This window comes from Leptolyngbya sp. Cla-17 (assembly GCF_016807185.1).
Taxonomy (GTDB): Bacteria; Cyanobacteriota; Cyanobacteriia; order Leptolyngbyales; family Leptolyngbyaceae; genus ULC077BIN1.
Window position 1 is genome coordinate 944,022 of the sequence record NZ_JAEVYN010000002.1, and the last position, 14,181, is coordinate 958,202.

Consider the following 14,181-nt stretch of genomic DNA (forward strand, 5'->3'; position numbering starts at 1 on the left):
GCATACTAAAGGTACGTATCCTCCGTTAAAACTCATCATGTTTGGCACTTTTCAACACAGCAGCCTCCGCATCGAAGTTCCCGCCACTGAACAAGCGTTACAGCAAGGCTTACTCCACACGGCAAGTTTGCAAAAATGGCTCTTTCCTCAGCGGCTTTCTACAGGATTGCCCGAAGAGTTGGTTGAAGGATTAACCTTCACAAGCTGGCTTGGTCCCGTTGCTATCCAGCACAAAGTTACACAGGTGGAATCCAACAGTCTACGCATGCTGTTGAGCCAGGGAATTGATGGCTTTCATGAGTGGCATTGGGGTGAAGGCTGGGTACAGTCTCGGATTGAGGGAATTTCACTGCTGCCGCTCAATTTGGGACAAACCCTTAGCCTGCTACGTTTAAGGCAATTCCTGGTTGTTACGCATCCGCAAGCGCACTGATTCAGCGTGAGAATGTAATCCTTCTGCTGTTGCCAGTGCATCGATCGCTCCGGCAACTTTTTCTAGCGCGGTTTGCGAATACTGCACCAGACTGGAATGTTTCAGGAAGGTTTCCACAGTTAAAGCAGAAGCATACCGCGCTGCACCCGAAGTCGGCAGGGTGTGATTGGGACCAGCCAAATAGTCTCCCACCGCTTCTGGGGTAGAAGAACCTAAGAAAATCGCACCAGCGTGACGAATTTTATCGAGCAAGCCCCACGGATCAACGACTTCTAGTTCTAAATGTTCTGGGGCAAACTCGTTTGACAGTTCTGCCGCCACATCCAATGATTCCACCACTACAACTAAGCCGTAATGGGCGATCGCCTTTTCAGTCAATAAGCGACGAGGATGATCAACCAACTGCCGTTCCACTTCATCCACCACTTTTCGCGCCAGCACTGAGTCATCGGTCAATAAAATAGAGGCAGCCATTTGGTCGTGTTCTGCTTGCGCCAGCATATCCGCTGCCACATAAACTGGATTGGCGCTCTTATCGGCGATGATCAATACTTCTGATGGACCCGCAAGAGAGTCGATCCCTACAGTGCCGTAAACCAGCTTTTTCGCCAAGGTAACGTAAATGTTGCCGGGTCCAGTAATGATATCGACTTTGGGAATGGTTTCAGTACCGTAGGCAAGTGCCGCGATCGCCTGCGCCCCACCTACACGATAAATTTCTTCAACTCCTGCTTCTTGGGCCGCCACTAATACGGCTGGGCTGATCCCATTCTCCGTACCTGGAGGAGTGACCATAACAATCCGAGGCACCTTTGCCACCTTTGCCGGAATCGCATTCATAATCACTGTGCTGGGATAAGATGCCTGTCCACCCGGCACATAGATACCCGCCCGATCCACAGGGGTATACCGTTTACCCAACACAACTTCATTCTCGCCAAAATGCACCCAGCTTTTTGGCACCCGCTGGCGATGAAATGCTTCGACCTGCCGACAGGCTAGCTGAATAGCATCTAACAATTCTTTAGAGACTTGCTGGTAAGCTGCATCTAGCTCTGAGCCGCTGACCCTCAAATCATCAGGTTTCAAATCCTGGCGATCAAATTCTAAGGTGTAATGCAACAACGCGCGATCGCCTTGGCGTTTCACTGCTTGAAGCACTTCCCGCACCGTTGACTCTTTGTGAGTTACCTGGTCGTCGTGAGTGCGGTCACAGATACGCCGTAGTTCAGATCGTGCCTCGGATCGCTGAGTGATAATTCGCAGCATGGATGTCGGAATGCCATCTTAAAAAGTTGCCTGACGAGAACAGATTTCTGAGAGTTCCATCATTCGGTCAGAAAGCAGATGCGCCCATCCTCGTTACTCTAGCTTAACCTGGATTTTTAGGAGATTGGGCTGTTGAACACTAGAGATGTTATAGTTATTTTTCAAGCATTTATCGTATTTTTTCGCTAATGCTTCGATAGGTAGTAGAGTTTTTAGGATTTACTGTGGCTAACATCAAGTCTGCCATCAAGCGCGTAGGAATTACTGAGCGCAATCGGCTTCGGAATAAAAGCTATAAGACTGCTGTAAAGACGTTTGTGAAAAAATGCTTCACTGCTGTTAGCAGTCATGCCGCCAGCCCAACGCCCGAATCTGAGCAAACAGTTCAGTCGAGTTTAGCTTCTGCTTACAGTCAGATCGACAAGGCAGTGAAAAGAGGTGCGTTGCACGCTAACACGGCAGCACGTAAAAAATCTCGTTTGATGCGAGCAGTCAAAAGTTTAGAAGCAGCCCAACCTGAGGTTTCTTGAAGCCTAGTTTCTTTAGCAAAAGCGAACTCATCAGTTAAAGCTGCTTGAGTTATTTTGTTGATTTTCTAAGCTTAACTTAAATGGAAATTAGTCTTGACACGTTGAGCTGTGCTCTAAATGCAACTTGTTGATACTCATGTTCACATTAATTTCGAGACATTTCAGCAAGATTTAGACGAGGTAGCCCAGCGTTGGCGCGAAGCCAATGTTGCTTATCTCGTTCATTCTTGTGTAGAACCGTCAGAATTTAAGAGCATTCAGGCAATTGCGAACCGCTTTCCTGAAGTTTTTTTTGCGGTTGGTTTGCATCCGCTAGATGTGGAAGTCAAGTGGACTGACCAAATTGCTGATGAGATTTTTCAGTTAGCAAGCTCTGATCCCAGAGTGGTAGCAATTGGTGAAACGGGCTTAGATTTTTTCAAGGCGCAGAATTCGGAGCAGCAGCTACAAGCGCTAGACCAACAGTTGGCGATCGCTCAACGACTAGATTTGCCAGTCATCATTCACTGTCGAGATGCGGCGGAAACTATGGCTAGCTATTTTCGCAGTTTTTGGGAACGGCACGGTTCGGTGCGGGGTGTGATGCATTGCTGGGGAGGAACGCCAGAAGAAACTCAATGGTTTTTAGACTTAGGATTCTTTATCAGCTTTAGCGGTACAGTTACGTTCAAAAAAGCAACTCAGATTCATGAGTCTGCTCAGATGGTGCCCAGCGATCGCTTGCTGGTCGAAACGGACTGTCCTTTTCTAGCGCCCATTCCTCACCGGGGCAAACGCAATGAGCCAGCTAATGTTCGCCATGTCGCCGAGCAAGTTGCCATCTTGCGAAATCTTTCAACTGATGAGCTTGCAACCCAAACAACAAACAATGCCCGCCAACTGTTCCGTCTACCACCCCTAGCAGCTTTAACAAACTGAATTTAAGATCTTTACTAGAAATTCAACCAATTTTCTTTTTATTTGGTTGACGACATCACGTATTTTTGCTAAGTGATTCCCATTCTTTGCAAAATCGAGGCATAATGAAGAGAAATATTAATATAGAAACAGTGGGAAAATCTTGCAGCAGTCTCTACATTCGGCGGTCATGCTCCGTTATTCTTCCATAGTCTCTTAACTTTCTTGCATTTGTATTTAATTTGTAGGTGCATTCGATGATAGAGAACTATTCAACTGAACAGCTGGTTTCTATAAGTCAGCGGTTCAATCACATGAATTTTGTAGATCTTCAGAGTACTTCAGACATTTGCACAACTTTTGTATTTTTTATTTCATAGTTTTTCGTCTCTAAAAAGCCATCTATAAACAGGTAGTCAACATTAGTTTGGCTATTGACTTTTTGATGAACGATCATCTATAATCCATCACTCGCGCTGGGCACACCCCTTCTAAAGACAACGCATGACAGAATACAACACACCCGCTTTCACCCTGCCGGACTTGGTTGAAATTCAGCGGGAGAGCTTCCGCTGGTTTCTTGAAGAAGGTTTGATTGAAGAGTTAGACAGTTTTTCCCCAATTACAGACTACACCGGTAAGTTAGAGCTGCACTTTGTTGGCAAGGACTATAAGCTAAAGCGACCCAAGTACGACGTTGATGAAGCTAAGCGCCGGGACAGCACCTATGCCGTCCAGATGTATGTTCCTACCCGGTTAATTAACAAAGAAACTGGAGAGATCAAAGAGCAAGAGGTATTCATTGGTGATTTGCCATTGATGACGGATCGCGGCACCTTCATTATCAATGGTGCAGAACGAGTCATCGTCAATCAAATTGTGCGTAGTCCTGGGGTCTACTACAAATCCGAAACAGACAAAAACGGACGACGCACCTATAACGCTAGCCTAATTCCTAATCGAGGCGCTTGGCTAAAGTTTGAAACCGATAAAAACGATCTAGTGTGGGTTCGTATTGATAAAACCCGCAAACTTTCTGCTCAGGTACTTCTGAAAGCTCTAGGTCTTAGCGATGGCGAAATCTTTGATGCGTTACGCCATCCTGAGTACTTTCAAAAAACGATCGACAAGGAAGGTCAGTACGGCGAAGAAGAAGCCTTGATGGAATTGTATCGGAAGCTGCGCCCCGGTGAGCCTCCGACGGTTTCAGGTGGTCAGCAATTGCTCGATTCTCGCTTTTTCGATCCCAAGCGCTACGACTTGGGCAAGGTTGGACGCTACAAACTGAATCGCAAGCTGCGTTTGAACGTGCCTGAGGTGATGCGAGTCTTAACACCGCAGGATATTCTTTCGGCGATCGACTATTTAATTAACCTCGAATTTGATATCGGAACTATCGACGATATCGATCACCTTGGCAACCGACGAGTTCGATCCGTTGGCGAACTTCTACAAAATCAGGTGCGTGTTGGATTGAACCGCTTAGAGCGGATCATTCGTGAGCGCATGACTGTCTCCGATGCCGATTCACTCACTCCGGCATCTCTAGTCAATCCAAAGCCATTAGTGGCAGCAATTAAAGAGTTTTTTGGATCCTCTCAACTTTCGCAGTTTATGGATCAAACGAACCCTCTTGCAGAGTTAACTCATAAACGTCGTTTGAGTGCTCTTGGTCCTGGTGGTTTGACCCGTGAACGTGCCGGTTTTGCGGTTCGAGATATTCACCCATCTCACTATGGGCGCATTTGTCCGATTGAGACACCTGAAGGTCCCAATGCTGGCTTGATTGGCTCCTTGGCAACCCATGCGCGAGTTAATGCCTATGGGTTTATCGAAACACCCTTCCGTAAGGTTGAGAACGGACGCGTTTGTCAAGATATAGCAGCGGCGTACATGACAGCGGACGAGGAAGACGACCTGCGTGTTGCGGCGGGTGATGTGCCGATGGATGAAACTGGGTTGATTTTGGGCGACGAAGTTCCGATTCGTTACCGCCAAGAATTTACGACAGCAACTCCTGACGAAATTGATTATGTGGCTGTTTCTCCAGTGCAAATTATTTCGGTCGCAACTTCACTGATTCCGTTTTTGGAGCATGATGATGCGAACCGAGCGCTGATGGGATCAAACATGCAACGGCAAGCAGTACCTTTGCTGCGTCCTGAGCGTCCATTAGTGGGAACAGGCTTAGAGGCTCAAGCAGCCAGAGACTCTGGCATGGTCATTGTTAGCCGAACTGATGGGGAGGTTATTTTTGTCTCAGCCGATCGCATTCGGGTTCGCGATCCCCAAGGCCGGGAAATTGATTACCAGGTTCAAAAATATCAGCGGTCTAACCAGGACACTTGCCTTAACCAGCGACCCATTGTTTTTCTCGGCGATCGCGTTGTTGCTGGACAGATTTTGGCAGACGGTTCCGCCACTGAATCAGGAGAACTGGCGTTAGGGCAGAATATCCTCGTGGCTTACATGCCATGGGAAGGTTACAACTATGAAGACGCAATTCTTATCAGCGAACGCTTAGTCTTCAATGATGTCTACACCTCGATTCATATTGAGAAATATGAAATCGAAGCCCGTCAAACGAAGCTAGGTCCTGAAGAGATCACTCGTGAAATTCCCAACGTGGGTGAAGATGCTCTGCGTCAGTTAGACGAAACCGGAATCATTCGTATTGGCGCTTGGGTGCAGCAAAGCGACATTCTAGTGGGCAAAGTGACCCCCAAGGGTGAATCTGACCAGCCTCCCGAAGAAAAACTGCTACGGGCAATTTTTGGTGAGAAAGCCAGAGATGTGCGTGATAACTCCCTGAGGGTTCCTAACGGTGAAAAAGGTCGCGTTGTAGATGTGCGAGTATTCACTCGTGAGCAGGGAGATGAACTGCCTCCGGGTGCCAACATGGTGGTTCGCGTCTATGTTGCTCAAAAACGCAAGATTCAGGTAGGCGACAAGATGGCGGGTCGTCATGGCAACAAAGGCATTATCTCTCGCATTTTGCCAATCGAAGATATGCCCTATCTACCTGATGGCACTCCGCTAGACATCGTGCTCAATCCTCTTGGTGTGCCCTCCCGGATGAATGTGGGTCAAGTTTACGAATGTTTGCTCGGTTGGGCGGCAGAGAACTTGGGTGTGCGCTTTAAAGTAATCCCCTTTGATGAAATGCATGGGGAAGAAAAGTCTCGTGAGACGGTTCATTCCAAGCTACAGGAAGGAGCAGAGCATCAGGAGAAAGACTGGGTATTCAATCCTCAAGATCCTGGCAAAATCCAAACTTATGATGGTCGTACCGGAGAACCCTTTGATCGGGCGGTCACGATTGGCGTTGCCTATATGCTGAAGCTCGTTCACCTGGTGGATGACAAGATTCACGCTCGTTCTACTGGACCATACTCTTTGGTAACGCAGCAACCCTTGGGTGGTAAGGCGCAACAAGGCGGTCAGCGGTTTGGAGAGATGGAGGTGTGGGCGTTGGAAGCGTTTGGAGCAGCTTATATCCTGCAAGAACTGCTGACTGTGAAGTCAGATGATATGCAGGGACGAAACGAAGCGCTCAATGCGATTGTCAAAGGAAAAGCTATCCCGCGACCGGGTACTCCAGAGTCTTTCAAGGTGTTGATGCGTGAGCTTCAATCTCTCTGTTTAGATGTGGCAGTGCATAAGTTAGATACTCGCGAAGATGGCACCAGCCGTGACTCAGAGGTGGATTTGATGGCAGATGTAAGCACCCGACGAGCGCCTTCTCGACCTACTTACGAATCCATTTCTAGGGATGAAATGGACGATAGCGACCAGTAATTGCGGAACGAGGTAGAGACGCGATCGCGTCTCTACCTCATCTCCACTCCTGACATTTTTTGCCATAACCTGATCTTGATGAGGAATAACGCACGATGCCGAAGCTAGAGCAGCGGTTTGACTACGTAAAAATTGGTCTGGCATCTCCAGAACGGATTCGACAATGGGGAGAACGTACTCTACCCAATGGTCAAGCCGTCGGTGAAGTAACGAAGCCAGAAACGATTAACTATCGGACGCTCAAGCCAGAAATGGATGGGTTGTTTTGTGAGCGGATTTTTGGTCCGGCAAAAGACTGGGAATGTCACTGTGGCAAATACAAACGAGTGCGCCATCGCGGCATTGTGTGTGAACGTTGTGGCGTAGAAGTCACCGAATCGCGCGTTCGTCGTCATCGCATGGGCTACATCAAGCTAGCGGCTCCTGTCGCACACGTTTGGTACTTGAAGGGTATTCCTAGCTACATGGCAATTCTGCTCGATATGCCGCTGCGAGATGTGGAGCAAATTGTTTACTTTAATGCCTATGTGGTGCTGAATCCCGGCAATGCCGAAAATCTGTCCTATAAGCAACTCTTGACTGAAGATCAATGGATCGAAATTGAGGATCAGCTATATAGCGAAGATTCGCAGTTGACGGGTGTTGAAGTTGGCATTGGTGCGGAAGCTCTCCAACGATTGTTACAAGACATCAATTTAGAAGAAGAAGCTGAAAAACTTCGAGAGGAAATCTCCAATTCTAAAGGGCAAAAACGGGCGAAGCTAATCAAGCGCCTCCGGGTGATTGATAACTTTATTGCTACTGGCTCCCAAACAGATTGGATGGTGTTGACGGTGATTCCCGTCATTCCGCCTGATTTGCGTCCGATGGTGCAGTTGGATGGCGGGCGATTTGCCACGTCGGACTTAAATGACCTGTATCGACGGGTGATTAACCGCAACAACCGACTGGCGCGTTTGCAAGAAATCCTGGCACCTGAAATCATTGTCCGTAATGAAAAGCGGATGTTGCAAGAGGCAGTCGATGCGCTCATTGATAATGGGCGGCGCGGTCGCACAGTCGTTGGGGCTAATAATCGTCCCCTCAAATCCCTTTCAGACATTATTGAAGGGAAGCAGGGTCGTTTCCGGCAGAATTTGCTGGGTAAGCGGGTGGACTATTCTGGTCGTTCCGTCATTGTGGTGGGTCCGAAGTTAAAGATTCATCAGTGCGGATTGCCTAGAGAGATGGCGATCGAATTGTTTCAGCCATTCGTCATTCATCGGTTGATTAGACAAGGGTTAGTCAATAACATCAAAGCTGCCAAAAAACTAATCCAGCGCAACGATCCAACCGTGTGGGATGTTTTGGAAGATGTGATCGAAGGGCACCCGGTAATGTTGAATCGGGCACCCACGCTTCACCGCTTGGGGATTCAAGCTTTTGAACCCGTTTTGGTAGAGGGTCGGGCAATCCAACTGCATCCATTGGTATGTCCAGCATTCAACGCGGATTTTGATGGTGACCAAATGGCCGTCCACGTGCCTCTATCGATTGAGGCTCAAGCCGAAGCGCGATTATTGATGTTGGCATCTAACAATATTTTGTCGCCTGCAACAGGTCGTCCAATTATCACCCCCAGCCAAGATATGGTGTTGGGTTGCTATTACCTGACTGCCGAAAATCCTGCGGCTCAAGGTGGGGACGATCGCTACTTCTACAACATGGAAGAGGCCATCATTGCCTATGACCAAAAACAAGTGGCGATTCATGCCTATGTTTGGGTTCGCTTTGATGGAGAAGTTGACAGTGGCGAACCTGACAACGAGGTTTTGGAAGAAACCACGTCTCCCGATGGTGTTGTAACTAAGCTCTACAAACACCGCCGTATGCGAATTGATGCAGAAGGTAACTTACTTTCCCAATATGTTCGCACCACTCCGGGGCGCATTATCTTCAACAAGACTATTCATGATGCCTTAGCAGTCTAAACAGACTTTAGGGGGTGGCGCTCGCGCCACCCCCTACCCGTAACTTTCAAATCATCTTTTGTTCATGGCACAGGCGGACTTAAACATGGCAGAGCGCAAAGAACAACCCCTCTTTCGGAATCAAGTTATTAACAAGAAAGAGCTGACGAAGCTTATCTCTTGGGCATTCACGAACTACGGTACTGCACGCACCGCTCAGATGGCAGACATGGTAAAGGATATGGGCTTTAAGTTTGCTACCCGTGCAGGGGTATCAATCAGTGTGGATGATTTGCAGGTGCCCCCCACTAAACGCAAATTGCTAGATGCGGCTCAAGAAACCATCCGAGAAACGGAAGAGAAATATACTCGCGGCGAAATCACAGAAGTGGAACGTTTCCAAAAGGTGATTGATACGTGGAACGGTACCAATGAAGAATTGAAAGATGAAGTTGTCAAAAACTTTAAATCCAATAACCCGCTTAACTCCGTCTACATGATGGCGTTTTCAGGGGCACGGGGCAATATTTCCCAAGTTCGTCAATTGGTGGGAATGCGGGGTCTTATGTCAAATCCGCAAGGTGAAATCATTGACTTGCCGATTAAAACCAACTTCCGGGAAGGGCTGACTGTAACAGAGTATATTATTTCATCCTATGGTGCCCGCAAAGGGCTAGTAGATACCGCTTTGCGCACAGCAGACTCCGGCTATCTGACTCGTCGTTTAGTCGATGTTTCCCAGGATGTGATTATTCGAGAACTCGACTGTGGAACTCAGCGCGGAATACCGCTCACTAGCATGACTGATGGCGATCGCGTCCTCATTCCCCTCAAAAATCGTCTTTTGGGTCGCGTTGCGGCTCGAGACATTGTTCATCCAGAAACAGGCGAAGTCATTATTGCTCGGAACCAAGCCATTTCAGATGAACTGGCAGAGCAAATTGCCGATGCTGGCGTTGAAGAGGTCATGCTGCGATCGCCGCTGACTTGTGATGCCACCCGTTCTGTTTGCCAAAACTGCTACGGCTGGAGTCTTGCCCATGCTCACATGGTAGACATCGGTGAGGCTGTCGGCATTATCGCTGCTCAATCGATTGGAGAACCGGGCACTCAACTTACCATGAGAACTTTCCACACGGGTGGTGTGTTTACCGGTGAAATGGCCCGCCAAGAACGAGCCAACTTTGACGGCACGATCAAGTTTCCTAAACGTTTTCGGACTCGCGCCTTCCGAACTCGCCACGGGGAAGATGCTCTCGTCGTAGAATCAGTCGATTCAAACACAAAAGTAGTCTTGGAAGGACCTGCCGGACAGCAAGCCTTCTCCATCTTGCAGGGCGCAACCCTACTCGTAAAAGATGGTCAAAAAGTAAAAGCTGGACATATCCTAGCTGAAGTTCCCCTCACTGGGCGATCGCGCAAAACGACCGAGAAAGCCGCAAAAGACGTAGCATCTGATATGGCTGGAGAGGTTCAATTTGCAGATTTGGTTCCAGAGGAGAAAAAAGATCGCCAAGGCAATACAACCCGGATTGCTCAACGGGGTGGTTTGCTGTGGATTTTGTCAGGCGAAGTCTACAACTTGCCACCTGGTGCTGAACCCGTTGTCAAAAACGGTGATTCGATCGAAGCCAACGGAGTGATTGCTGAAACAAAGCTGGTTACAGAACATGGTGGGATTGTTCGACTCCCTCAAGAACCAGAAGGCAACAAAGGGGGACGAGAAGTTGAAATTATTACTGCTTCTGTTTTGCTTGACCAAGCTCAAATTCGGGCGGAAAGTTTTCAAGGTCGCGATCATTACCTGATTGAAACCAACCATAATCAAACCTTTTCCCTCAAAGCTACCCCCGGAACCAAAGTAACAAACGGTCAAGTGGTTGCCGAATTGATCGACGATCGCTACCGCACCCAAACAGGTGGCATCATCAAATATTCTGGCGTAGAAGTTGGCAAACGCGGTAAAGCTAAACAAGGCTACGAAGTTGTGAAGGGCGGTACCCTGATTTGGATTCCTGAAGAAGCCCACGAAGTCAACAAAGATATTTCCTTGTTGATGGTAGAAGATGGGCAGTATGTAGAAGCGGGCACAGAAGTGGTTAAAGACATCTTCTGTCAAAGCAACGGCGTGATTGAAGTGACCCAAAAGAACGACATTTTGCGGGAAATTGTTGTCAAACCGGGTGACTTACATATGGTCGATAACCCTGACGACATCATTACCCGTGAAGCTGTTCTAGCAAATCCTGGTCAGGAAATAATGCCAGGGTTAACCCTCAACGAAATCAAATATGTTGAGTACGTGGAAACTCCTGAAGGTCCAGCCATGCTGGTACGTCCCATCATGGAATTCACAGTTCCAGACGAACCTTCTGTTCCAAGTCAAGAATCTTCTAACGATGATTCGGGGCGTTCTATTCGCTTGCGAGCCGTTCAACGGATGCCTTATAAGGATGGAGAGCGGGTCAAATCTGTAGAAGGATTAGAACTGCTCAAAATTCAACTGGTACTAGAAATTGATCAAGACGCTCCCCAACTTGCAGCAGATATAGAATTGCTTCCCGATGAAACCGATCCAGACTTATTGCGTTTGCAACTTGTCATTTTGGAATCCTTAGTAATTCGGCGCGATATTTCGGCTGACCCGACTCAAGGCAGTACTCAAACGCGGGTATTGGTTAAAGATGGAGATCAAATTGAGCCAGGGGCAGTGGTTGCTCGTACCGAGATTCTGTGTAAGGAAACTGGAGAGGTACGTGGAATCCGTGAGGGTGCAGAGGCCATTCGTCGAATTTTGGTCGTCCGAGATGCCGACTTGATCACGCTCGATACAAAAGGGCAGCCTACGGTCAAAGCTGGCGATCTTGTAGTTGCCGGAACCAAAGTCGCTCCCAATCTTCTCCTAGAGGAATCTGGTCTAGTGGTTCACGTGAGTGAATCTCAGATTACGATGCGTTTAGCACGTCCTTATCGGGTGTCACCTGGAGCCGTGTTGCACATCGATCATGGTGATTTGGTGCAGCGGGGCGACCATCTCGTGCTTCTGGTATTTGAGCGCTCTAAAACCGGAGACATCATTCAAGGTCTACCTAGAATTGAGGAACTTCTAGAAGCGCGTAAGCCTAGAGAAGCCTGTGTTTTGGCTGAACGAGATGGTGCAGCTCAGGTGGTTTATGAAGACAATGAAACAACTGAAGTCAAAGTTGTTGAATCGGACGGCAATCTGCGTGAGTATCCCATTAGCCCTGGACAAAACGTAATTGTTTCCGATGGGCAACACGTGACCGCGGGCGAGCGGTTAACCGATGGTCCTTCTAACCCGCATGAGCTGTTGGAGGTGATGTACCGGGCAAGTCGTGAAACGATGGGAGTTCACGACTCGGCGCTCCGTAGTTTACGGGAAGTACAGACCTTCCTAGTGAGTGAAGTTCAGTCCGTGTATCAATCTCAAGGCGTTGATATTTCAGACAAACACATCGAAGTGGTGGTTCGTCAGATGACCTCTAAGGCACGGGTAGATGACGGTGGAGACACCACCATGCTGCCGGGTGAATTGGTGGAGCTTTACCAAGTAGAACAGGTAAATGAAGCTATGTCGATTACGGGTGGTGCCCCTGCGGAATATACTCCCGTGTTGTTGGGAATCACGAAAGCATCGCTTAACACCGATAGCTTCATCTCAGCTGCTAGTTTCCAAGAAACTACACGGGTCCTGACGGAAGCTGCGATCGAGGGTAAGTCTGACTGGCTGCGTGGCTTGAAAGAGAACGTCATCATTGGACGATTGATTCCTGCCGGAACTGGCTTTAATGCTTACGAGGAAGTCGGGAGTATAGATCCGGACTTGTCCTACGATGGCATCGCTATGTTTGATGATGATGCCGATCTAAAGGATGTCGTTCTCGACGATCGCACAGCTCGCACTTATGGTCTAGATATTGAGGATCGGACACTCTTCGGTGGGCAAGAGTTTGGCATCAGCGACATCAAACCTGATTATGTCTCACCAATATTGGATGACGGTGATGATGAATTCATTGGTGGTAGTACTGTTAGCAGCAAACTTGCTGCTGAAGAGACTGATGACGATGAAGAGACCGATGATGACTTTGAAGATGATCTAGAAGATTAATCTTCGCGGTTTCAAAATCATCTACTTTTCTCAACGTTATTTTGAACTCAGGTCATCTGCTGATGGATTAACCCAGCAGATGACTTTTTTAGTTTCAAATCAGTCGTAAAATCTTGAGGATTTATGACCGCGCTAAATGAGCTGCCTCTTTCCGATACTTTTGCAACCTGTATTCAAGCCTTAAGCCTGAATCACATTCAACGGCATATATTCATTTGTGCTGACCAAACGAAACCAAAATGTTGCTCCAAAGATCTCAGTTTGGAAGCATGGGACTATTTGAAAAATCGGCTGAAGGAACTCACACTCGATCAGTCAACAGATGCTCGTTCGAGCTGCATATTTCGTACCAAAGCCAATTGCCTACGAGTATGTATGCAGGGACCTATTTTAGTCGTATACCCCGATGGAGTTTGGTATCACAGTGCCACGCCGTCTGTGCTTGAGCGGATTATTCAAGAGCACTTGATTGGCAATCAAATCGTTCAAGAGTATGCATTTTTGGTTCATCCGCTGACGAATGAAAGTCTTGATTAAGGAGTAATTTCGCCGATACGGTTCACTGGCCAAAATCGTACGATCGCGCGACCAATAATATTCTCCTGAGGTACAAAACCCCAGTAATGGCTGTCGCAGCTATTATTACGGTTGTCACCTAAAACCAAATACGAGTTTGGAGGCACCACTCTCGGACCATATTGATATTCTGGAACGCCATCAAGATAGGTTTCTTTAATGGGACTGTCATTAATAAAAACTAGCCCCTGCTTCACTTCTATCTTTTCTCCAGGTAAACCGATCACACGCTTAATGTAAGCATCTTTAGAACGCTGAGGTCGCGGTCCCGTACAGACAACAGAGGCTTCATCGGGCGGCATGAATACTACAATGTCTCCCCGCTGAGGTTGTTTAAAATGGTAGCTAACCTTATCTACAATTAAGCGATCGTCTACCTGAAGCGTTGGCACCATCGACTTAGAAGGAATGTATCGAGCTTCAGCTACAAACGTGCGGATGCCAAATGCCAGAATAGCGCTAAGTCCCAAGGTCTTAAGAATTTCGACCCAAATAATCTCCTTGGGCGGTTGGGGATTATTATTGTTTTCACTGGAATCTTTACTGTTCACTTGGGTCATCGCAGAGATAAGGGTTACGCAGAGTTCAATACTATTC

The 14,181-nt window shown here is 47.8% G+C and carries 9 protein-coding genes; 7 read left to right on the forward strand and 2 right to left on the reverse strand.

All coding sequences use genetic code 11. The features are described from left to right. The first annotated feature begins 37 nt into the window (after positions 1-37). Positions 38-433, forward strand: coding sequence for a hypothetical protein (locus JOY44_RS15545; protein ID WP_171576028.1), 396 nt, complete (start codon positions 38-40; stop codon positions 431-433). On the opposite strand, the gene hisD is transcribed toward JOY44_RS15545, so the two are convergent. Continuing rightward, entirely contained in the window at positions 392-1,702 is a 1,311-nt protein-coding gene (hisD, locus tag JOY44_RS15550) for a histidinol dehydrogenase (protein WP_171574563.1), read from the reverse strand. The two genes, JOY44_RS15545 and hisD, sit on opposite strands and share 42 nt — an antisense overlap. Positions 1,703-1,926: 224 nt before the next feature. Between hisD and rpsT the strand changes: the two genes are divergently transcribed. The 6 genes from rpsT to JOY44_RS15580 all read left to right on the forward strand — a co-directional run bounded on the left by rpsT (position 1,927) and on the right by JOY44_RS15580 (position 13,545). Then, positions 1,927-2,232, forward strand: a complete 306-nt coding sequence (rpsT, locus tag JOY44_RS15555; protein ID WP_171574564.1) for a 30S ribosomal protein S20 — start codon at positions 1,927-1,929, stop codon at positions 2,230-2,232. Positions 2,233-2,349: 117 nt separating this feature from the next. Beyond that, entirely contained in the window at positions 2,350-3,150 is an 801-nt protein-coding gene (locus JOY44_RS15560; protein WP_171574565.1) for a TatD family hydrolase, read from the forward strand. Between the two features lie 483 nt (positions 3,151-3,633). After that, complete coding sequence (rpoB, locus tag JOY44_RS15565) at positions 3,634-6,927, forward strand: DNA-directed RNA polymerase subunit beta (protein ID WP_171574566.1); 3,294 nt, start codon at positions 3,634-3,636, stop codon at positions 6,925-6,927. 95 nt (positions 6,928-7,022) lie between these two features. Beyond that, a complete protein-coding gene (locus JOY44_RS32410; RefSeq protein WP_171574567.1) occupies positions 7,023-8,897 on the forward strand; it encodes a DNA-directed RNA polymerase subunit gamma in 1,875 nt (624 codons plus the stop codon). Between the two features lie 64 nt (positions 8,898-8,961). After that, positions 8,962-13,008, forward strand: coding sequence for a DNA-directed RNA polymerase subunit beta' (locus tag JOY44_RS15575; protein WP_197985475.1), 4,047 nt, complete (start codon positions 8,962-8,964; stop codon positions 13,006-13,008). Positions 13,009-13,131: 123 nt separating this feature from the next. Continuing rightward, positions 13,132-13,545 (forward strand): (2Fe-2S) ferredoxin domain-containing protein, encoded by a 414-nt coding sequence (locus JOY44_RS15580; RefSeq protein WP_171574568.1) that lies wholly within the window; start codon positions 13,132-13,134, stop codon positions 13,543-13,545. On the opposite strand, the gene lepB is transcribed toward JOY44_RS15580, so the two are convergent. Continuing rightward, on the reverse strand, positions 13,542-14,144 hold the full coding sequence (gene lepB, locus JOY44_RS15585) for a signal peptidase I (RefSeq protein WP_171574569.1): 603 nt from the start codon (positions 14,142-14,144) through the stop codon (positions 13,542-13,544). The genes JOY44_RS15580 and lepB overlap by 4 nt on opposite strands. Positions 14,145-14,181 lie beyond the last annotated feature (37 nt).

Excerpts from the sequence above, each read along its gene's own strand:
- JOY44_RS15545 (WP_171576028.1), top strand. The coding sequence starts at position 38 with ATGTTTGGCACTTTTCAACACAGCAGCCTCCGCATCGAAGTTCCCGCC.
- hisD (WP_171574563.1), bottom strand. The coding sequence starts at position 1,702 with ATGCTGCGAATTATCACTCAGCGATCCGAGGCACGATCTGAACTACGG.
- JOY44_RS15560 (WP_171574565.1), top strand. The coding sequence starts at position 2,350 with ATGCAACTTGTTGATACTCATGTTCACATTAATTTCGAGACATTTCAG.
- rpoB (WP_171574566.1), top strand. The coding sequence starts at position 3,634 with ATGACAGAATACAACACACCCGCTTTCACCCTGCCGGACTTGGTTGAA.
- JOY44_RS32410 (WP_171574567.1), top strand. The coding sequence starts at position 7,023 with ATGCCGAAGCTAGAGCAGCGGTTTGACTACGTAAAAATTGGTCTGGCA.
- JOY44_RS15575 (WP_197985475.1), top strand. The coding sequence starts at position 8,962 with ATGGCACAGGCGGACTTAAACATGGCAGAGCGCAAAGAACAACCCCTC.
- JOY44_RS15580 (WP_171574568.1), top strand. The coding sequence starts at position 13,132 with ATGACCGCGCTAAATGAGCTGCCTCTTTCCGATACTTTTGCAACCTGT.
- lepB (WP_171574569.1), bottom strand. The coding sequence starts at position 14,144 with ATGACCCAAGTGAACAGTAAAGATTCCAGTGAAAACAATAATAATCCC.